The organism is Streptomyces chengmaiensis (genome assembly GCF_029846775.1).
Taxonomy (GTDB): domain Bacteria; phylum Actinomycetota; class Actinomycetes; order Streptomycetales; family Streptomycetaceae; genus Streptomyces; species Streptomyces chengmaiensis.
Genome location: NZ_JARWBG010000009.1, coordinates 1 through 19,712, shown reverse-complemented (window position 1 = coordinate 19,712; position 19,712 = coordinate 1). Strand labels below are relative to the sequence as shown.

Genomic DNA, 19,712 nt, shown 5'->3' with positions numbered 1-19,712 from the left:
CGTGTCCATACCCTCCTTCACCGGCGACGCCGCCCCCTACGGCGGCGGCGACCCGTACGCCGACTACCGCACGGCCGAGTTCCCCTTCACCCACCTCGCGGATCTCGCCGACCGGAGGCTCGGCGCGGGCGTGATCGCCGCCAACGACGAGTTCTTCGCCGAGCGGGAGAACCTCCTCAAGCCAGGGCCCGCGGAGTTCGACCCGGAGCACTTCGGCCACAAGGGCAAGATCATGGACGGCTGGGAGACCCGCCGCCGCCGCGGCGTCTCCGCGCAGCAGCCGCACCCCGCTCAGGACGACCACGACTGGGCGCTCGTGCGGCTCGGCGCGCCCGGCGTCATCCGCGGCATCGTCGTCGACACCGCCCATTTCCGCGGCAACTACCCGCAGGCGGTCTCCATCGAGGCCGCGTCCGTCCCCGGAACCCCCTCGCCCGAGCAACTCCTCGGCGACGACGTCAAATGGACGACCCTCGTCCCTCGCACCGCCATCGGCGGCCACGCCGCCAACGGCTTCGCCGTCGACGTCGAGCAGCGCTTCACACACCTGCGCGTCAACCAGCACCCCGACGGGGGCATCGCACGGCTCCGCGTCCACGGCGAGGTCTCCCCCGACCCCGCCTGGCTGAAGGCACTCGGCACCTTCGACCTCGCGGCCCTGGAGAACGGCGGGCAGGTCGAGGACGCCTCAGACCGCTTCTACTCCCCGGCCACCAACACCATCCAGCCCGGCCGCTCCCGCAAGATGGACGACGGCTGGGAGACCCGCCGCCGCCGGGACAAGGGCAACGACTGGATCCGCTACCGGCTCGCCGAGCAGTCCGAGATCCGCGCCGTCGAGATCGACACCGCCTACCTCAAGGGCAACAGCGCGGGCTGGGCGGCGCTCTCCGTACGGGACGGCGGGGACGGCGAGGCGGGCGAGTGGACCGAGGTGCTGCCCCGCACCCGGCTCCAGCCGGACACCAACCACCGCTTCGTACTGGACACCCCGGCCGTCGGCCGCCACATCCGCATCGACATCTACCCGGACGGCGGGTTCTCCCGGCTGCGGCTGTACGGGTCGCTGACCGAGCAGGGCGCGAACCGGCTGGCCGCCCGCCACCAGGAGCTCGGCGGCTGACCACCGCGGCCCGCCGCCGAAGACCCGGGCGGCGGCGACACCGCCCGGGCCCCCGCTGTGGTCGCGGGGGCCGGGCCTTTCGCGCGAACGAAAAGGCCCCAAGACGCGGGGCGCACCGGCTGACAGCACCGGCGCGCCCCGCGCGCCGCACGCGCCCGCCGATGAGTCAGGGGCGACAGTGGAGTCGGCACTGCACCGACTGCCACTCCACACAAGGGAGCCCCGCCATGGCTCAGCTCACGTTCACCCAGTTCCTCACCCTCGACGGTGTCTACCAGGGGCCCGGCGGACCCGACGAAGACCGCAGCGGAGGCTTCGAACACGGCGGCTGGCTCGTCCCCTTCGCCGACGACGACATGGGCAGCTTTGTGAACGAGGTCTTCGACCGGGCCGGCGCCTTCCTCCTCGGCCGCAGGACGTACGACATCTTCGCCTCCTACTGGCCCCGGGTGACCGACGAGGACGACCCCATCGCCTCCCGCCTCAACCACCTGCCCAAGTACGTGGTCTCCCGCACGCTGCGGCACGCCGACTGGGAGGGTTCCACGATCGTCGGCGGCGACGACGACGCCGTGGCGGCAGAGGTGGCCCGGCTCAAGGAGGAGCAGCCGGAAGGCGAACTCCAGATCCACGGCAGCGCCACACTGGCGCGGTCCCTGCTGGCCCGCGACCTGATCGACGTATGCCACCTGCTCGTCTATCCGGTCGCCGTGGGCCAGGGGCAGCGGCTCTTCCAGGACCTGCCGCTGCCCACCGCCTTCGAACTGGCGGACCACCGCACCACGGCGGCCGGGGTCGCCATTCACACCTACCGGCCCGCGGGGCGCGCGACGTTCGGCACCATCGGCGCCTGATTCCGGGGCTTTGAGCCGGGCTTTGAGCCGGGCTTTGAGCCGGGCCTTGAGCCGGGCCTTGAGCCGGGCCTTGAGCCGGGGCGCTGACTCCCCCGGCCCTGAAGTCCCGGGCCGTAGGTCGAGGCCAGCCGGGGCCGTGAGTCGCGGGCCCTGAGCCCGGCCGTGAGCCGGGGCGCTGACTCCCGGGCTCAGAACCCGCCGCCCCACGTCGGCGGCGAGCGGGGACAGGGGCCGACCGTCGAGGTGGTCAACCCGGCCCCGCCGGCGCGGCCGAGGCCGTGCCCGGCTCAGGGCAGGGGCTGATCGGACTGACCGAGCGCGCGGCCCGCGCGGGCGGCTGTCTCGACCACGGACCGGACCCGGACGGCGGATTCCGCGTCCACGCCTGGCTACCGTGGCCCTCATGACCGCTCAGACCACCCCTCCCATCCGGCTGCTCATCGTCGACGACGACCCCCTCGTACGGGCCGGACTCTCCCTGATGCTCGGCGGCGCCGACGGCATCGAGATCGTGGGGGAGGGGGCCGACGGCGCGGAGGTCCCCGCGCTCGTCGAGGAACGGACGCCCGACGTCGTGCTGATGGACATCCGGATGCCGACGGTGGACGGCCTGACCGCCACCGAGGAACTGCGCCGCAGGCCGAAGGCGCCCGAAGTGGTGGTCCTCACCACCTTCCACGCCGATCAACACGTGCTCCGGGCGCTGCGCGCCGGGGCCGCCGGGTTCGTCCTCAAGGACACTCCGCCCGGGCAGATCGTCGACGCGGTCCGGAAGGTCGCGGCGGGAGAGCCGGTGCTCTCCCCGGCCGTCACCCGGCAGCTGATGACCCATGTCGCCGACAGCGCAGGCGACGAGCGCGCCCTCCGCGCACGGGCCCGGCTGGACACGCTCGCCGAACGTGAACACGAGGTGGCCGTCGCCGTCGGCCATGGCCGCTCCAATGCGGAGATCGCCGCGGAGCTCTATTCGAGCGTCCCCACCGTCAAGGCAGATGTCTCCCGCATCCTGGCCAAGCTCGAGCTCAACAACCGGGTGCAGATCGCGCTGCTGGTGCATGACGCGGGGCTGCTCGACGAGGACGAGCCAAGGCCATAGGTTCACGGTGCATGGACATCCCGATCCCAGCCAAGGAGCCTGACCGTGACGGAACTTGACCTCGAACTGGCCCAGAAGGTCCTGGACGGCCAGCCGTTCAGCGTGCTCCTCAAGGCCCGCATCACGGCCTTTGGCGAGGGGAGGGCCGTCCTCGAAATCGATGCCCGGGACGAGCTGCGGCAGCAGAACGGCTACCTCCACGGCGGGGTCATCGCCTACGCCGCCGACAACTCCCTGACCTTCGCCGCCGGTTCCGTACTCGGCCCCGCGGTGCTGACCGGCGGCTTCTCCATCCAGTACCTCCGCCCCGCCACCGGCCGCGCCCTCGTCGCCCACGCCGCCGTTGCCCACGCGGGGCGCAGGCAGGCGGTCGTGCGCTGCGACCTGCGGATGGTGGGCGAGGACGGGGAGGGGGACGGGGAGGGGACGTTGTGCGCGGTGGCGCAGGGGACGGTGGTGGCGGCGCAGAGGTCGTGAGGGGTGTGGGTGTCTCCCCTCCCCGCCCCTTCCCGAAACTGGGGGCAAGCCCCCAGACCCCCTGTACGGCCTGAAGGCCGTGTCCTCAATCGCCGGACGGGCTGAATTTGGCTCCGTCCATTCCACCTTGCCGGCGATTGGGGGGAGTGAAGGGGTGGTGCGATCGGGTCTCTTCGGGTGTTTGGGGAGTGAGGGGTGGTGCAATCCGGCCTCTTCGGGTGTTTGAGGGGAGCGGGGTGGTGCAATCGGGTCCCTTCGGGTGTTTGAGGGGCGAGGGGCGGCGCAATCCAGCCCCTCCGGCGTTTGAGGAGCGGGGGTCCGGGGGCGGAGCCCCCGTACGGGGGCTGGGGCGGAGCCCCAGTTTCGGGAAGGGGCGGGGAGGGGAAGAGCCCCGCCGCAAGGCAAAAGGTGCCCGAGGCACCCAAGGAGGCCCCCGTGACCGTCAGCGACACCCACCTCGTCGACCTCGCCGCCCTCGGCGAGGACTTCACCCGCAACCCCTATCCCGTCTACGCCGCCTTACGCGCACAAGGCCCCGTCCACCGCATCCACATGCCCGAAGGCAGGACCGCCTGGCTGATCGTCGGCTACGAGGCCGGGCGCGCCGCGCTCGCCGATCCGCGGTTGGCCAAGGACTTCCGGCAGGCCGCGCCCGACCTGGCGGTCCGGCGGATCGCCGCCGGGGTGACCATGCTCAGTGCGGACCCGCCGCTGCACACCCGGCTGCGCACGCTGGTGGCCCGGGAGTTCACCCCGCGGCGCGTTGAGCGGCTCGCGCCCCGCGTGCAGGAGATCGCCGACGGCCTGCTCGACGCGATGGCCCCGGCGGGCCGGGCCGACCTGGTGGACGCCTTCGCGTTCCCGCTGCCCATCGCCGTCATCTGCGAGCTGCTGGGCGTGCCCTTCCTGGACCGGGACTCATTCCGTGCCTGGTCCAACACGGCGCTGTCCGGGACGGACGCCCAGGACCGCGCCGACGCCTCGACGGCGATGAAGCGGTATCTGGTAGACCTCGTCGAGGACAAGCGGCAAAGGCCGGGCGACGACCTGATGAGCGCACTGATCCATACTGCGGACGAGGACGCGGACGGGGACCGGCTCAGCGAGGACGAGCTGCTGGGCATGGCCTGGCTGCTGCTGGTCGCCGGACACGAGACCACGGTCAACCTCATCTCCAACGGCGTGCTCGCGCTGCTCACCCACCCGGCCCAACTGGACGCGCTGCGGGCCGACTTCTCGCTGCTCGACGGAGCCGTGGAGGAGATGCTGCGCTATGACGGGCCGCTGGAGACGCCCACGTACCGCTTCACGACCGACCCGTACCAGGTCGGCGACACGGTGATCCCGGGCGGCGGCGAACTGGTCCTGGTCGCGCTGGGCGACGCCGACCGCGATCCGGCGCGCTTCGCAGACCCGGACCGCTTCGACATCCGCCGGGAGAGCCGGGGGCATCTGGCCTTCGGCCACGGCATCCACTACTGCCTGGGCGCGCCGCTGGCCAGGCTGGAGGCCCGGACCGCGCTCCGCTCCCTGCTGGAACGCTTCCCGGGCCTGCGTCTCGACGCCGACCCCGCCGCCCTGACCTGGCGCCCCGGGATGCTCATCCGCGGCCCGCAGCGCCTGCCGGTCGCCTGGTAGGCGAGCGGTCCCCGGCCCGTCGGCCGGGCAGCGGCGGGCGGCGCGGCAGATGGCCGCCGTGCCGGGGTCTCCGGGGCCCGCCGCCCCCGGACCGGGCCTCGGGGAGCTCTCCGGGCGGTTGCCGGCGGCGGTCGTGTGCCTGGTGTTCTCGTCCCGAGCCGCCCGGCGGCCGCTGGCCCGCCGGTCACCTGGGTCGGCTGGGTCGACCGGGTCACTTGGGCTGGCCGGGTCACCTGGGTCACTCGGGCCAGCCGCGTCACCTGGGTCGACCGGGTCACCCGGGCCAGCCGGGTCACCTGGGTCGACCGGGTCACTCGGGCCAGCTGGGTCACCTGTGCGGGCTGGGCCGCACGCGGGCCCGGCTGGACTGCCGGTCACCCGGGTCACCCGGGCCCGCCCGGGCCCGCCCGGGCCAGCCGGGTCACTTGGGTCGACCGGGTCACTCGGGCCAGCCGGGTCACTTGGGTCGACCGGGTCACCTGGGTCGACCGGGTCACTTGGGCTAGCTGGGTCACCTGTGTGGGCTGGGCCGCACGCGGGCCCGGCTGCCGTCGGGCCAGCCGCGTCACCTGGGTCGACCGGGCCACTTGGGCCAGCTGGGTCACCTGTGCGGGCTGGGCCGCACGCGGGCCCGGCTGGACTGCCGGTCACCCGGGTCACCCGGGCCCGGTCGGCCCGGCCGGGTCACCCCAACGCCCCCGCCCCCCAACGCCCCCGCCCCTACGCCCCCGGGATCTCCTCCAGCCGCACCGGCCGCCGCTCCCGCCGGGAGAGCTCGCAAGCCTCCGCGATCCGCAGGGCCGTCAGCGCCTCGCGCCCGTCGCACGGGTTGTCCGCCTCTCCGCGCGCCGCGCGCACGAACGCGTCCAGTTCGGCTTCGTACGCCGGGGCGAACCGCTCCAGAAAGCCGGGCCACGGCTTGTCGGCCCGCGGTGGGCCCTGGGGCTCGGTCGAGGTGATGGGGGTGCGGTCGTCGAGGCCGACCGCCACCTGGTCCAGCTCGCCGGCCAGCTCCATCCGCACGTCGTAGCCCGCGCCGTTGCACCTGGTGGCCGTCGCCGTGGCCAGCGTGCCGTCGTCCAGCGTGAGCAGCACCGCCGCGGTGTCCACGTCACCCGCCTCGCGGAACATCTCGGGGCCGGCGTCGGAGCCGTACGCGTACACCTCGACGACCTCGCGTCCGGTCACCCACCTCAGGATGTCGAAGTCGTGCACCAGACAGTCCCGGTAGAGCCCGCCGGAGAGCGGCAGATACGCCGCGGGCGGCGGCGCGGGGTCGGAGGTGACCGCCCGTACGGTGTGCAGTCGGCCGAGCCGCCCGGAGCGGACCAGCTCGCGCGCGGCCGTGTACCCCGCGTCGAAGCGGCGCATGAAGCCGAGCTGGAGGAGCGTGCCGGCGCTCTCCACCTCGCTCAGCGCGGTCAGCGTGCCCGGCAGATCGAGTGCGATCGGCTTCTCGCAGAACGTCGGCAGCCCGGCGCGTGCGGCGCGGGCGATCAGTTCGGCGTGTGCGGCGGTGGCGGAGGCGATCACGACCGCGTCCACGCCCCATGTGAAGATCTCGTCCGGCCCCGGGGCCGCCGTCGCCCCGGTGCGTTCGGCGACCTCGGCCGCGCGTCCCGCGTCCGTGTCAGCCACGACCAGGGAGCCCACATCGCGATGGCGGCTGAGCACGCCCGCGTGGAAGCTTCCGATACGTCCCGTTCCGATGAGTCCGATGCGCATGCGCCCAAAGGTGGGGCCCGCGATGCCGCCGTGTCAAGACTTTGTCCTGACAACCGAACTTCACGACTTCCCGTCAACATCCCTGACGACTACGCTCACTCCCGTGCCCAAGCAGCCCAGACACACGGCGGACGCGTCGCTGTCGCTCCAGCTCAGCGTGGATCGCACCAGCCCGGTCCCGCTCTACTTCCAGCTCGCCCAGCAGCTCGAGGCGGCCATCGAACGGGGCAGTCTCACGCCCGGCAGCCTCCTCGGCAACGAGATAGAGCTGGCGAGCCGCCTCGGCCTGTCCCGCCCCACTGTCCGCCAGGCCATCCAGTCCCTCGTCGACAAAGGTCTGCTGGTGCGCCGCCGCGGCGTGGGCACCCAGGTCGTGCACAGCCAGGTCAAGCGGCCCCTGGAGCTCAGCAGCCTCTACGACGACCTGGAGGCGGCAGGCCAGCGCCCCGCCACCGTCGTCCTGCGCAACGCCCTCGAACCGGCGGGCGCCGAGGCCGCGGCGGCGCTCGGCATCCCCGAGGGCAGCGACGTCCAGCTGATCGAGCGGCTGCGCTATGCGCACGGCGAGCCGATGGCCCTGCTGCGCAACCAGCTGCCCGCCGGGCTGGTCGACTGCGACAGCGAGCGGCTGGAGGCCACCGGCCTGTACCGGATGATGCGGGCCGCGGGCATCACCCTGCACAGCGCCCGCCAGTCGGTCGGCGCGCGGGCCGCCACCGCCGCCGAGGCCGAGCTGCTCACCGAGGAGCCGGGCGCGCCGGTGCTCACCATGGGTCGCACGGCGTTCGACGACACCGGCCGGGCCGTGGAGTTCGGCACGCACATCTACCGCGCGTCGCGCTACGCCTTCGAGTTTCAGCTCCTCGTCCGCCCGTAGCGGCGTCACCGTCTCGGCCAATCCGCGTCAGAATGTTCGGACAAAGTATTGACGGCTCGGGGCTGCCTGCGTAGAAACTCTCCTCAGCCGCCACGGGGCGGCCGGGAGAGAAGGCGGGACCCACCATGCGCAATGCCCGAACAGTCCTGAGAGCCCATCGAGCCCGTATGGCGGCAGCTCTGCTCGCCGCACTGGCACTCGCCGCGACCGCCGGATGCAGCAGCTCCGGCGGCAAGGGGGCCGACGACAAGCCCTCCGACGGGGCAGCGGCCGGCGGCAAGCCCGCCGCCACCGAGCGAATGAAGATCGCGATGGTCACCCACTCCGGCGAGGGCGACACTTTCTGGGACATCGTCCAGAGCGGCGCGAAGGTCGCCGCGAGCAAGGACAACGTCGAGTTCCTCTACGCGGCCAACAAGGAGGGCAAGGAACAGGCCCAGCTCGTCCAGACCTACATCGACCAGAAGGTCGACGGGATCGTGGTCACCCTCGCCAAGCCGGAGGCCATGCAGGACGTCGTCAAGAAGGCCGTCGCCGCGGGCATCCCCGTGGTCACCATCAACTCCGGAGCGGAGTTCTCCAAGGAGCTGGGCGCGCTCGGCCACATCGGCCAGGACGAGTCCGTGGCGGGCGAGGCCGTCGGCGAGGAGCTCAACAGGCGCGGCAAGCAGAAAGCTCTCTGCGTGATCCACGAGCAGGGCAACGTCTCCCTCGAAGCCCGCTGCGCCGGAGTGAAGAAGACCTTCCGGGGCACGGTGGAGAACCTCAACGTCGAGGGCACCAACATGCCCGCCTCCACCTCCTCCATCGAGGCCAAGCTGCAGAGCTCCAAGGACATCGACGCCGTCGTCACGCTGGGCGCGCCCTTTGCCGCCGCCTCCGTCCAGGCCAGGGAGGGTGCGGGCTCCACGGCGGAGATCGACACGTTTGACCTCAACGCCGAGGTGGTCAAGCGGCTCAAGGCCAAGGAGATCGGCTTCGCCGTCGACCAGCAGCCCTACCTCCAGGGTTACCTCGCCGTCGACGAACTCTGGCTCCACAAGGTCAACGGCAATGTGATCGGCGGCGGCAAGCCGGTGCTGACCGGGCCCGCCCTGGTCACCGAGAAGGATGTGCCGGCGCTGGAGAAGCTCACGGCCGACGGCACCCGATGACCGCGCTCACCATCGCCGTGAACCATACTTGGGCGGCCGGACCGGGACGTTTCGACCCCCGGCCGCACCGAGGAGCACAGGCCGGCATGGCCGCACAGCAAGAAGGGCACGGCGTCGTGGCAAGGGCAAGGACAGGGGTACGCGCGCTCGGCGCGGTGCTCGCGGCGGTACTCGGAGCCACGCTCACCGCCTGCAGCAGCACCGGCGGCAAGCGCGCCGAGGACGCCCGCAAGGCGCAGCAGGCCGCCGGGCGGGCCGCCGTCACCACCCCCCGGTGGACCTTCGCCATGGTCACCCACTCCGGGGACGGCGACACCTTCTGGGACATCGTGCAGAGCGGGGCCGAGCAGGCCGCCGCCAAGGACAACGTCGACTTCCTGTACGCGCACAGCGACGAGGGGCAGCAGCAGGCCCAGCTCGTCCAGTCGTACATCGACAAGGACGTCGACGGCCTGGTCGTCACGCTGGCCAAGCCCGACGCGATGAAGTCCGTCGTCGGCAAGGCCGTCGCCGCCGGCATTCCGGTGATCACCGTGAACTCCGGATCCGCCGAGTCGCGGGAGCTGGGCGCCCTCACCCATGTCGGCCAGGACGAGACGATCGCCGGCGAGGCCGTCGGCGACGAACTCGACCGGCGCGGCAGGAAGAAGGCCCTGTGCGTGCTGCACGAGCAGGGCAACGTCGGCCACGAGCAGCGCTGCGCCGGAGCGGAGAAGGCCTTCGACGGCGAAATGCAGAGCCTTTACGTCGAAGGCACAAACATGCCCGACGTGCGGGCGGCCATCGAGGCCAAGCTGCAGTCCGACCGCTCGATCGACGCCGTCGTGACCCTGGGCGCGCCGTTCGCGGACGCCGCGGTCCAGGCCAAGCAGAGCGCGGGAAGCAAGGCCGAGATCGACACCTTTGACCTCAACGAGAAGGTCGCCACAGCCCTCCAGGCCGGGTCGCTCGGGTTCGCCGTCGACCAGCAGCCCCATCTCCAGGGCTACCAGGCCGTGGATCTGCTGTGGCTCTACAAGTACAACGCCGAGGTGCTCGGCGGCGGGCGCCCGGTGCTGACCGGGCCGCAGATCGTCACCCGCGACGACGCCGCCGAGCTGCGGGACTACACGGAGCGGGGAACCCGATGAGCGCGACCGCACCACCTGCCGCCACACCGCAGAAGACCGCGGACGAGCGGCTGCTGCACACCTCACCGCTGCGCAGACTGCTCGGCCGCCCGGAACTGGGCTCGGTCGTCGGCGCCGTCGCGGTCTTCATCTTCTTCTCGGTCGTCGCGGATTCGTTTCTGCAGACGTCCAGCTTCTCGACCGTCCTGTACGCGGCCTCCACGCTCGGCATCATGGCCGTGCCGGTGGCGCTGCTGATGATCGGCGGGGAGTTCGACCTGTCGGCGGGCGTCCTGGTCACCACCTCGGCGCTGGTCTCCTCGATGGTCAGCTACCAGCTGACCGCGAACGTATGGGTCGGGGTGACGGTGTCGCTGCTGGCCACCCTGGCGGTCGGCGTCTTCAACGGAGTGCTGCTCACCCGCACCAAGCTCCCCAGCTTCATCATCACACTCGGCACCTTTCTGATGCTGACCGGCCTCAACCTCGGGTTCACCAAGCTGATCAGCGGCACGGTGTCCACCAAGTCCATCGCCGACATGGACGGTTTTGAATCAGCGAAGGCGCTGTTCGCCTCCCAGCTCACCATCGGCGACGTCAGTCTCAAGGTGACGATCCTGTGGTGGTTCGCGCTGGTGGCCCTGGCCACCTGGATCCTGCTGCGCACCCGCTTCGGCAACTGGATCTTCGCGGTCGGCGGCAACGCGCCCGCGGCGCGCGCGGTCGGCGTGCCGGTCGTCAGGACCAAGATCGGGCTGTATATGGGCGTCGGCTTCTGCGCCTGGGTCTCCGGGCAGCATCTGCTGTTCTCGTTCGACGTCGTCCAGTCCGGCGAGGGCGTCGGCAACGAGCTGACGTACATCATCGCGGCCGTCATCGGCGGCTGTCTGATCACCGGCGGCTACGGGTCGGCGATCGGCTCGGCCGTCGGCGCGTTCATCTTCGGCATGACCAGCAAGGGCATCGTCTACGCGGAGTGGAACCCGGACTGGTTCAAGTTCTTCCTCGGAGCGATGCTCCTTCTGGCCACCCTGCTGAACGCATGGGTCCGCAAGCGCGCGGAGGCGACGAAATGACCACGACCGCTGTCTCGGCCCCCCTTGTCGAGCTGACCGACGTCAGCAAGTACTACGGCAACATCCGCGCCCTCGAAGGCGTCTCCCTGGCGGTCGACGCAGGGCAGATCACCTGTGTGCTGGGCGACAACGGCGCGGGCAAGTCCACCCTCATCAAGATCATCGCGGGTCTGCACCAGCATGACGCGGGCGCCTTTCGCATCGAGGGCGAGGACACCCGCCTCGCCAACCCGCGCGAGGCGCTGGACCGGGGCATCGCCACCGTCTACCAGGACCTCGCGGTGGTGCCCCTGATGCCCGTCTGGCGGAACTTCTTCCTCGGCTCCGAGCCGACGAAGGGCGCGGGGCCCTTCAAACGCCTCGACGTCGCGACGATGCGCGAGACCACACGCGCCGAACTGCTGCGGATGGGCATCGACCTCCGCGACGTCGACCAGCCCATCGGCACGCTCTCCGGCGGGGAGCGCCAGTGTGTGGCGATCGCCCGCGCCGTCTACTTCGGCGCGAAGGTCCTCGTCCTCGACGAGCCGACCGCCGCGCTCGGCGTCAAGCAGTCCGGCGTCGTGCTGAAGTACGTCGCCGCCGCGCGGGACGCGGGGCTGGGCGTGGTGCTGATCACCCACAACCCGCACCACGCGTACCTGGTCGGCGACCGCTTCGTGCTGCTGAAGCGCGGCGCGATGACGGCGAGCCACACGAAGGACTCGGTGAGCCTCGACGAGCTGACGCGGCAGATGGCGGGTGGGAGCGAGCTGGACGACCTGCGGCACGAGCTGGAGCGGTAACGGCGACCACCGGGGCTCCGCCCCCGGACCCCCGCGCCTCACTCTCCCCCGGCTACCGCTGGGCGGTACCCCCAGGCGGGGCTGGAAGATCCAGCCCGTTGGGGGGCACCTTGGGGGTACCCCCCGGACGAAGTCCGGGGGAGGTAGCTGGGGAGGTTGATGACACGGCCGAAGGCCGTACAGGGGGTCCAGGGGCAGAGCCCCCGAAAATCCAGCCCCGTGCGGGTACCCCCGGACGGAGTCCGGGGGAGCTTGAGGAGAGGGGTCCGGGGGCGGAGTCCCGGGTTCGGGAGCGGCCCGCCGCGGGCGCGCCCCGCCCCCGCCCCCGCCCAATGGCAGAATCGGTTCCTGACCGCACCCGCCCCCAACCCCCCAGGGGACATGAGTACGTACCGCGACTTCGCGAACCGAGGCTCCGCCCGCGCCACCGTCCTGCGGACCGTGGGGACACGCGAGCGCCGCTCGCATCTGTCCGCGCCGCGGGTGCCGACCGTCGGGATCGACATCGGCGGCACCAAGGTGATGGCGGGCGTCGTCGACGCCGACGGGGTGATCCTGGAGAAGGTCCGCACGGAGACGCCGGACAAGTCCAAGAGCCCCAAGGTCGTCGAGGACGTCATCTGCGAGCTGGTGCTCGACCTCTCCGACCGCCATGACGTGCACGCCGTCGGCATCGGCGCGGCCGGCTGGGTCGACGCGGACCGCGCCAGCGTGCTCTTCGCCCCCCACCTCGCCTGGCGCAACGAGCCCCTGCGGGACGCGCTTTCCGCCCGTCTCGCCGTCCCCGTCCTGGTGGACAACGACGCGAACGCCGCCGCCTGGGCGGAGTGGCGATTCGGCGCGGGCCGCGGCGAGGACCATCTCGTCATGATCACGCTTGGCACCGGCATCGGCGGCGCGATCCTGGAGGACGGCCGGGTCAAGCGCGGCAAGTACGGCGTGGCGGGCGAGTTCGGCCATATGCAGGTGGTGCCCGGCGGCCACCGCTGCCCCTGCGGCAACCGCGGCTGCTGGGAGCAGTACAGCTCGGGCAACGCCCTCGTCCGGGAGGCCCGTGAGCTGGCCGCCGCCGACTCCCCGGTCGCGTACAACATCATCGAACGGGTCAAGGGGAACATCCCGGATATCAGCGGCCCGCTGATCACCGAGCTGGCCAGGGAGGGCGACGCCATGTGCATCGAACTCCTCGAGGACATAGGGCAGTGGCTCGGCGTCGGCATCGCCAACCTCGCCGCCGCCCTCGACCCCTCCTGCTTCGTCATCGGCGGTGGCGTGAGCGCCGCCGACGATCTGCTCATCGGCCCCGCCCGCGACGCCTTCCGCCGCCATCTCACCGGCCGCGGCTACCGCCCCGAGGCCCGCATCGCCAAGGCCCAGCTCGGCCCCGAAGCCGGTATGGTCGGCGCCGCGGACCTCGCCAGGCTGGTGGCGCGCCGCTTCCGCCGGGCCACCCGGCGTCGGGTGGAGCGCCATGAGCGGTACGAGCGCTATGCGCAGGCGCTCCGCAACCCGAGCACTGCCCGTCCCACCCAGGAACCGTAGCCATGACCCTGCCCCACCAGCCGCCCACCGCGCCCTCGCCCGGCCGGCTCCCGGAGCCCGGCCTGCACGCGGAGTCCCCCCGGCCTACGGAGTCCGCCCGGCTCCCGGCGCCCGAGACCCATCGCCGCATGATCCTGCGCCGGCTGCTGACGCTCGTCATCATCGTGCTGCTGATCGGCATCCCGGCCGGCTATCTCGTGGTGTCCGCGCAGCAGAGCCGGGCCAGCGGCCGCGACAAGGAAGCCGAGTCCTCGGCCACCGGTCTGCGCGACTTCTGGCCCTCGCTGATGAAGCGCCGCGTCTTCGAGGTGCCGATCCCCTCAGGCTCCGCGAACGTCGCCTACTACGAGACCAGCAACTGGAAGACCAGCCGGCTCTATGTGCAGTTCCGCACATCCCCCGAGGGCCTGGACGCCTTCCTGAAGGACGTCGGGACCGGCCGCGGGGAACTGGCGGACGGCGAGGTCACCATCAGCGACCGCGACGCGGCGAGGGTCGGCTGGGACTTCGACCTCCCTGGCCGTGACTGGCGGGGGACCACTCACCGGCAGCAGGACCCCCGGCCGACCCGGGACATCACGGTCGATCTGACCGAACCCCAACGCCCTTGGGTGTACGTGGTGTCCACCACCAACCCCTGAATGCCCGGCCCCTGAACGGACCACACCGCTGAAGTCATTACCGTGGGTCGGGTGAGTGAGACGCATACGCCCCCGCAGACCCTGCAGCACCGGTGGGACGGCCCGGACGACGCCCCCGTACTCGTCCTTGGGCCATCGCTCGCCACCACCTGGCATATGTGGGACCGGCAGATAGCCGAACTGACCCGCCAGTGGCGAGTGCTCCGTTTCGATCTGCCCGGCCACGGCGGAGCGCCCGCCCACCCCGCCGCCTCCATCGCCGACCTCGCTGGCCGGCTGCTCGCCACGCTCGACGAACTGGGCGTGCAGCGCTTCGGATACGCGGGCTGTGCGGTGGGCGGAGCGATCGGCATCGAGCTGGCGCTGCGCCGCCCCGATCGGATCGCCGCCCTGGCGCTGGTCGCCGCCTCGCCGCGCTTCGGCACCCCCGACGAGTTCCGCCGACGCGGAGGAGTCGTCCGCGCCAACGGCCTCGACCCGATCGCCCGCACTGCGCCCGAGCGCTGGTTCACCCAGGCCTTCGCCGCCGGCCAGCCCGCGATCGTGGAGTGGGCGGTGCAGATGGTCCGCACCACCGACCCCGGTTGCTATGTCGCCGCCTGCGAGGCGCTCGCCGCCTTCGACGTCACCGCGGAACTCGGCCGGATCGCCGTCCCCACCCTGGTGGCCGTCGGCTCCGAGGACCAGCTGACCGGGCCCGTGGAGGCCCGCACACTGGTCGAGGGCATCCCCGACGCCCGCCTCGCCCTGGTGCCCGGCGCCTCCCACCTGGCCCCCGTCGAGCAGCCCGCGGCCGTCACGGAACTGCTCGTCCACCACTTCGCGACCGCCTGGCAGCCCGCCTCCGACGGCGCCCCGGGCATGAACGCGCCCATGAGGCCCGCGTCTCCCTTCGTGCCGGAGCCGCCCGCGGCCGCGTCTCCCTTCGTGCCGGAGCCGCCCGCGCCCGTGCCCGCCTTCGTGCCCGTGCCCGTCCCCGTGTTCCAGCCCGCATCCGACGCGCCCGAGGCGTCCGCCGCCCCCGAGCCCGCCGCGCCCGCGCCCGCGACCCCGGCAGCCGAGCCCGGCCCGGCCCCGACCGGCGTCGGCGTGAACGCCGACGGTGCGACCGGGCCCGTGCGCCCCGATCCGTACGAGGCGGGGATGCGGGTACGCCGCGATGTGCTGGGCGACGCCCATGTGGACCGGGCGAACGCTGCCGCCGACGACTTCACCCGCGATTTCCAGGACCTTCTCACCCGCTATGCCTGGGGGGAGATCTGGACCCGCGACGGCCTGGACCGGCGCACCCGGAGCTGCATCACCCTCACCGCGCTCGTCGCGGGCGGCCATCTGGACGAACTCGCCTTCCACACCCGTGCCGCGCTGCGCAATGGGCTGAGCCCCGCCGAGATCCGCGAGGTGCTGCTGCACGCGGCCGTCTACTGCGGGGTCCCCGCGGCCAATTCGGCCTTCCGTGTCGCACAGGCGGTCGTCCAGGAGGAGACGGGTCCCCGTCCGTAGCAGGATGGGGGCATGAGGCTCACGAAGAAGAAGCACGCCTGCATCCGCCTGGAGAAGGACGGGCAGACGCTTGTCATCGACCCCGGCGCCTTCACCGAGGAGGACGCGGCGCTCGGTGCCGACGTCATCCTCGTCACCCATGAGCACATCGACCACTTCAACGAGCAGCGGCTGCGCGCGGCCCTGGAGTCCAATCCGGCCGCCGCCCTGTGGACCCTGCGCAGCGTCGCCGACCAGATGGCGGCGGCCTTCCCCGGCAGGGTCCACACGGTCGGCCACGGCGACCGCTTCACCGCCGCCGGATTCGATGTACAGGTGCACGGCGAGCTGCACGCCGTGATCCACCCGGACATCCCGAGGATTGCCAACGTCGGCTATCTCGTGGACGGTTCCGTCTTCCACCCGGGCGATGCGCTGACCGTCCCCGAGCACCCGGTCGACACGCTGATGCTGCCCGTGCACGCCCCCTGGAACAAGATCTCCGAAGTGATCGACTATGTGCGCGAGGTGAAGCCGCGCCGCGCCGTCGACATCCATGACGCACTGCTCACCGATCTGGCCCGGCCGATCTACGACAGCCAGATCGGGGCGCTCGGCGGTGCGGAGCACGGCCGGCTGACGCCGGGGGAGAGCACGGACCTGTGACGGCGGGCTCCCCGGCCCGCCGCGCACCGGTGACTGTCGGACCCCGCCGTTAGGGTGGGGTCCATGCGCATCGCCACCTGGAACGTCAACTCGATCACTGCTCGGCTGCCCCGGCTGCTGGCCTGGCTGGAGGGCAGCGGCACCGATGTGCTGTGCATCCAGGAGACCAAGTGCACGGCCGGGCAGTTCCCCGCCGACGAGCTGCGCGAGCTCGGCTACGAGTCGGCCGTCCACGCCGACGGCAGGTGGAACGGGGTGGCGCTGGTCTCCCGGGTCGGTCTGTCCGGCGTCGTCACCGGCCTCCCCGGCGGCCCGGAGTACGAGGGTGTGCAGGAGCCCCGGGCGATCTCCGCCGACTGCGGCCCGGTCCGCCTCTGGTCGGTCTATGTGCCCAACGGCCGGGAGGTGGCCCATGACCACTACGCCTACAAGCTGCGCTGGCTTCAGGCGCTGAAGACGGCCGTGGCACAGGACGCGGCGGCCGAGCGCCCGTTCGCCGTGCTGGGCGACTTCAACATCGCGCCCGCCGACGAGGACGTGTGGGACATCGCCGCCTTCGAGGGCTCCACCCATGTCACCGCCGCCGAGCGGAGCGCCCTGGAGGCCCTCCGGTCCGCCGGTCTCTCCGATGTGGTGCCGCGCCCCCTCAAGTACGACCACCCGTTCACATACTGGGACTACCGCCAGCTGAGCTTCCCCAAGAACCGCGGCATGCGCATCGACCTGGTGTACGGGAACGGCCCGTTCGCCGAGGCCGTCAAGGACAGCTATGTGGACCGCGAGGAGCGCAAGGGCAAGGGCGCGTCGGACCACGCGCCCGTCGTCGTCGATCTCGACGTCTGACGTTCGCCGACGCGCGCCTGGTGGTGCGCGCGGCCGCCGGGATGCAAGGGTGAGCGGTATGAACATCCCTTTCTTGGACAGCTGGCTCAAGCGTCTCGGCGGTGACCAGGAAGACGGGACCCCGACCCAGGCCGCACCTCCGCGCGTCGACGACCCTGCGTACGCGGCGACCGTGGCCGAACTGCTCGCGGAGTGCGAGCTGCTGCGCGTCCGGGCGGGGGAGGCGGGGCTCGCACTGGACGACTCGCCGGACTCGCTGGCGGCCCTCGACCAGCTCCCGCCACGCTGGCGCGAGGACCCGGAGGAGCTGCCCTGGCTGGGCAACGACGCGGGCCTCTACCTCGGCACGGTGATCGTCCGCACGGTGCCCGGTGCGCACTGGCGCCTCCGCCCCGGGGGCCACCCGGTGGTGGAGCTGGCCTCCGGCCGCACGATCAACGTGGTCGAGGCGGGGCTCGACTGGGCGGTGGCGGGCGCGCCGGAGCTGTCACTGGTCTATGCGGAGGCAGCCGAAGCGTAGGGCCTGCCGCGCCGGGTCCGCCGGGTGGGCCAGGATTAATACGGCTTATGCCCCCTTTATGCGTGTCCTGAGCGAAGTCCCTTTTCGGGATGGATAGTTTGCGGAGGACAGATCGCCCCGACCCTCCGGCGGCAGCCGGTGATCACTTCTTGCGCAGCGGGACCGACAGATACGACGGATCGGCTGCTGACGAGGAGAAGGTCAGCTGTGCGCCGGATGGGTTGTGCTCGATGTAGAGGGGGTCGACCGTGTCGACGACCAGGGCGAGCCGGTGGCCCGCCGGCACGTCGTACGCGGTGGCGAAGAGCTCCAGATCCACGTTGAACGGTCGGCCCGGTGTCTCTCCGTGGAAGGTGTACGGCGCATTGCTGATGAGCCTGCCGATGCCGAGGGGGCCCACGTCGTACAGATAGGCGACGAGCGTCCCGCTCTTCTTGGTGCTGGTGACCGTGGTGTGCAGCTTCGCCGCGCCGCGCAGCCGCTGCTCGGAGCCGTACCGCTCGGACTGCCAGACGGCGGCGAAGGAGCGCGGGAGGAAGGGGACCACGGCCATCGGCGGGAGCTTCAGGAACTGGTCGAGGGCGCTGGAGAGGATGACCGTCCCGCCGTTCGCTCCCGAGTCGAGGTTCGCGTAGATCTTCTTGCGGCCGTCCAGTGCGATCTTCCGCTCGGTCGCGCCGACCGACTTCCAGTCCGGATAGCCCTCGTAGGCGCCGCCGGAGCGGGAGGCGAGCTGGACGGGCTGTTCCCGGTCGATGCCGTTGTCGACGCCCTTGAGATAGCGGTCGAACCAGCGGTGGGCACTGGTCCATACGTCGTTGGGCAGTCCGAGCAGTCCCGCCCCCTCGGGGGTGGCGTGATCGCCGGGGCGGAACTCCAGCCGTTTGGGGCCGGTGAGCTTCTCGTAGAAGGACGCGTACTGGTTGGGCGGGAAGACCGTGTCGCCCCAGGCGTTGCCGAGCATCACGGCCGCGCCGTTGTCGTTGATCCGGTCGACGTAGGCGGCGGGTGAGCGCTTCCAGCCCCAGTCGATCATCTGCTGTTCCCTGGCCAGGTTGGAGCCGAGGAAGTCCTTGAGGATCTGCTTCATCTCGTCGCTGGGCCGGCCGGTGAGATAGCCGGCCCCGCCGAGCAGCCCCACTGCCTGGCGGTGCTGGGTGCGGCCGCTGTAGATGGAGTCGATGAGATCGGCCCAGCCGCTCATCGCCACCACGGCCTTGATGCGCTTGTCGTGCGCGGCGGCCAGCAGGCTGATGCCCGCGCCGTAGGAGACCCCGGCCACTCCGATGCGCTGGGGGTCGGCCGGGGTGTTGGCCAGCGTCCAGTCGATGACCGCGGAGGCGTCGGCGACGTCCGGGGGCCCCGCGACCTCGACGCGGCCGCCGGACTGCCAGAAGCCGCGCGTGTTGTAACTCACCACCACATAGCCGGAGTCGGCGAGCTTGCGGGCCTGGGCGAGATACTCGGTCTGCGGCAGGCCCCAACTCGTCGGCAGCACGATCGCCGGGTAGCGGCGACGGCCGTCCCAGTCGGAGGGGACGACGGCATTGGCCTTGAGGACCGTGCCGCCGTCGCCCTCGATGTCGACGAACCGCACGCCCGTCGCCCCTGACGCGCCGTAAGCATCCGGAGACACGGCCGGAGACACGGCCGGAGCGGGGGCGGCGGCTGCGCCGGCCGCGGCCGGCCCGGCGAGAAGTGCCGCTGAGACCGTGCCGATCGCGGCCGTACGCAAAGCCGTGCGCATCAGTGTCACGGGTCACTCCTCGCTCGTGTCAGCAAAGTGACCCGACGGTAACCGCAGCGACTTACTCGTGGTAACCGGTCGGTATGTTACGTGAGAGTAACAATCATGGAAGCGGTCGCTCGCGTCCCCTCAGTGCAGCGCGCTCTTCGCCTGCCTCTCCTCCCAGCTCAGATTCCACTCGCCGTAACCGTTGTCGAGGGCACCGCTTCTTGTCGCCGGCGTTCACGGAGCTGCCCGTGTCGGCGGAGGCGCCGCCGGAGCACGCGGTCAGCGCGGCGGCCAGGGTTGCCGCCGAAGCGGCCGGACCGGCGCGGGCGGTGCGGCCCGCCCGGCCCGGACGGCCCGCCCCGGCCGGGC

Annotated in this window: 18 protein-coding genes and 1 pseudogene; 17 read left to right on the top strand and 2 right to left on the bottom strand. The window is 71.8% G+C overall.

Going from position 1 to position 19,712, the window contains the following annotated elements:
* The first annotated feature begins 1 nt into the window (after position 1).
* The 6 genes and pseudogenes from alc (at position 2) to QCN29_RS10315 (ending at position 5,188) form a co-directional block, all read left to right on the top strand.
* Positions 2-1,123, top strand: a complete 1,122-nt coding sequence (gene alc, locus QCN29_RS10340) for an allantoicase (protein ID WP_279927502.1) — start codon at positions 2-4, stop codon at positions 1,121-1,123.
* A 227-nt stretch (positions 1,124-1,350) separates the two neighbouring features.
* Positions 1,351-1,977, top strand: coding sequence for a dihydrofolate reductase family protein (locus QCN29_RS10335; protein WP_279927500.1), 627 nt, complete (start codon positions 1,351-1,353; stop codon positions 1,975-1,977).
* Between the two features lie 213 nt (positions 1,978-2,190).
* Positions 2,191-2,384, top strand: a pseudogene (locus QCN29_RS10330) (sensor histidine kinase); the annotation flags it as partial.
* Positions 2,381-3,073, top strand: a complete 693-nt coding sequence (locus QCN29_RS10325; RefSeq protein ID WP_279927498.1) for a response regulator transcription factor — start codon at positions 2,381-2,383, stop codon at positions 3,071-3,073. The pseudogene QCN29_RS10330 and the gene QCN29_RS10325, both read left to right, overlap by 4 nt.
* Positions 3,074-3,118: 45 nt before the next feature.
* A complete protein-coding gene (locus QCN29_RS10320) occupies positions 3,119-3,550 on the top strand; it encodes a PaaI family thioesterase (protein WP_279927496.1) in 432 nt (143 codons plus the stop codon).
* Positions 3,551-3,985: 435 nt separating this feature from the next.
* The gene (locus tag QCN29_RS10315) at positions 3,986-5,188 is read left to right on the top strand and encodes a cytochrome P450 family protein (protein ID WP_279927494.1); all 1,203 of its coding nucleotides are present in this window, start codon (positions 3,986-3,988) and stop codon (positions 5,186-5,188) included.
* 720 nt (positions 5,189-5,908) lie between these two features.
* On the opposite strand, the gene QCN29_RS10310 is transcribed toward QCN29_RS10315, so the two are convergent.
* Positions 5,909-6,913: a Gfo/Idh/MocA family protein gene (locus QCN29_RS10310; protein ID WP_279927493.1), complete on the bottom strand. Its 1,005-nt coding sequence runs from the start codon at positions 6,911-6,913 to the stop codon at positions 5,909-5,911.
* A gap of 103 nt (positions 6,914-7,016) precedes the next feature.
* On the opposite strand from QCN29_RS10310, the gene QCN29_RS10305 reads away from it, so the two are divergent.
* The 11 genes from QCN29_RS10305 (at position 7,017) to QCN29_RS10255 (ending at position 17,608) form a co-directional block, all read left to right on the top strand.
* The gene (locus QCN29_RS10305) at positions 7,017-7,790 is read left to right on the top strand and encodes a GntR family transcriptional regulator (protein ID WP_279927491.1); all 774 of its coding nucleotides are present in this window, start codon (positions 7,017-7,019) and stop codon (positions 7,788-7,790) included.
* Between the two features lie 125 nt (positions 7,791-7,915).
* A complete protein-coding gene (locus tag QCN29_RS10300) occupies positions 7,916-8,944 on the top strand; it encodes a sugar ABC transporter substrate-binding protein (protein WP_450169259.1) in 1,029 nt (342 codons plus the stop codon).
* 116 nt (positions 8,945-9,060) lie between these two features.
* Complete coding sequence (locus tag QCN29_RS10295; RefSeq protein ID WP_450169260.1) at positions 9,061-10,074, top strand: sugar ABC transporter substrate-binding protein; 1,014 nt, start codon at positions 9,061-9,063, stop codon at positions 10,072-10,074.
* Positions 10,071-11,129: an ABC transporter permease gene (locus QCN29_RS10290; RefSeq protein ID WP_279927485.1), complete on the top strand. Its 1,059-nt coding sequence runs from the start codon at positions 10,071-10,073 to the stop codon at positions 11,127-11,129. The genes QCN29_RS10295 and QCN29_RS10290 overlap by 4 nt, the downstream gene beginning before the upstream one ends.
* The gene (locus tag QCN29_RS10285) at positions 11,096-11,914 is read left to right on the top strand and encodes an ATP-binding cassette domain-containing protein (RefSeq protein WP_240135106.1); all 819 of its coding nucleotides are present in this window, start codon (positions 11,096-11,098) and stop codon (positions 11,912-11,914) included. Before QCN29_RS10290 ends, QCN29_RS10285 begins: the two co-directional genes overlap by 34 nt.
* 381 nt (positions 11,915-12,295) lie before the next feature.
* Positions 12,296-13,456, top strand: coding sequence for an ROK family glucokinase (locus QCN29_RS10280; RefSeq protein WP_279927483.1), 1,161 nt, complete (start codon positions 12,296-12,298; stop codon positions 13,454-13,456).
* A gap of 2 nt (positions 13,457-13,458) precedes the next feature.
* Positions 13,459-14,097, top strand: coding sequence for a hypothetical protein (locus tag QCN29_RS10275; RefSeq protein ID WP_398859170.1), 639 nt, complete (start codon positions 13,459-13,461; stop codon positions 14,095-14,097).
* Positions 14,098-14,148: 51 nt separating this feature from the next.
* Positions 14,149-15,600 carry a bifunctional 3-oxoadipate enol-lactonase/4-carboxymuconolactone decarboxylase PcaDC gene (gene pcaDC, locus QCN29_RS10270; protein WP_279927481.1) on the top strand — a complete coding sequence of 484 codons (1,452 nt, stop codon included), beginning with the start codon at positions 14,149-14,151 and terminating at the stop codon, positions 15,598-15,600.
* Positions 15,601-15,612: 12 nt separating this feature from the next.
* Entirely contained in the window at positions 15,613-16,245 is a 633-nt protein-coding gene (locus QCN29_RS10265; protein WP_240135109.1) for an MBL fold metallo-hydrolase, read from the top strand.
* A gap of 63 nt (positions 16,246-16,308) precedes the next feature.
* On the top strand, positions 16,309-17,088 hold the full coding sequence (locus tag QCN29_RS10260) for an exodeoxyribonuclease III (RefSeq protein WP_279927478.1): 780 nt from the start codon (positions 16,309-16,311) through the stop codon (positions 17,086-17,088).
* Between the two features lie 58 nt (positions 17,089-17,146).
* The gene (locus tag QCN29_RS10255) at positions 17,147-17,608 is read left to right on the top strand and encodes a DUF6278 family protein (protein WP_279927476.1); all 462 of its coding nucleotides are present in this window, start codon (positions 17,147-17,149) and stop codon (positions 17,606-17,608) included.
* Positions 17,609-17,750: 142 nt separating this feature from the next.
* Here the strand turns inward: QCN29_RS10255 and QCN29_RS10250 are convergent, their stop codons facing one another.
* On the bottom strand, positions 17,751-19,355 hold the full coding sequence (locus QCN29_RS10250) for an alpha/beta fold hydrolase (protein WP_279927630.1): 1,605 nt from the start codon (positions 19,353-19,355) through the stop codon (positions 17,751-17,753).
* Positions 19,356-19,712 lie beyond the last annotated feature (357 nt).

Coding starts and splice junctions, on each gene's coding strand:
- QCN29_RS10335 (WP_279927500.1), top strand. CDS start 1,351: ATGGCTCAGCTCACGTTCACCCAGTTCCTCACCCTCGACGGTGTCTAC.
- QCN29_RS10325 (WP_279927498.1), top strand. CDS start 2,381: ATGACCGCTCAGACCACCCCTCCCATCCGGCTGCTCATCGTCGACGAC.
- QCN29_RS10310 (WP_279927493.1), bottom strand. CDS start 6,913: ATGCGCATCGGACTCATCGGAACGGGACGTATCGGAAGCTTCCACGCG.
- QCN29_RS10300 (WP_450169259.1), top strand. CDS start 7,916: ATGCGCAATGCCCGAACAGTCCTGAGAGCCCATCGAGCCCGTATGGCG.
- QCN29_RS10290 (WP_279927485.1), top strand. CDS start 10,071: ATGAGCGCGACCGCACCACCTGCCGCCACACCGCAGAAGACCGCGGAC.
- QCN29_RS10285 (WP_240135106.1), top strand. CDS start 11,096: ATGGGTCCGCAAGCGCGCGGAGGCGACGAAATGACCACGACCGCTGTC.
- QCN29_RS10280 (WP_279927483.1), top strand. CDS start 12,296: ATGAGTACGTACCGCGACTTCGCGAACCGAGGCTCCGCCCGCGCCACC.
- QCN29_RS10275 (WP_398859170.1), top strand. CDS start 13,459: ATGACCCTGCCCCACCAGCCGCCCACCGCGCCCTCGCCCGGCCGGCTC.
- QCN29_RS10265 (WP_240135109.1), top strand. CDS start 15,613: ATGAGGCTCACGAAGAAGAAGCACGCCTGCATCCGCCTGGAGAAGGAC.
- QCN29_RS10260 (WP_279927478.1), top strand. CDS start 16,309: ATGCGCATCGCCACCTGGAACGTCAACTCGATCACTGCTCGGCTGCCC.
- QCN29_RS10255 (WP_279927476.1), top strand. CDS start 17,147: ATGAACATCCCTTTCTTGGACAGCTGGCTCAAGCGTCTCGGCGGTGAC.
- QCN29_RS10250 (WP_279927630.1), bottom strand. CDS start 19,355: ATGCGCACGGCTTTGCGTACGGCCGCGATCGGCACGGTCTCAGCGGCA.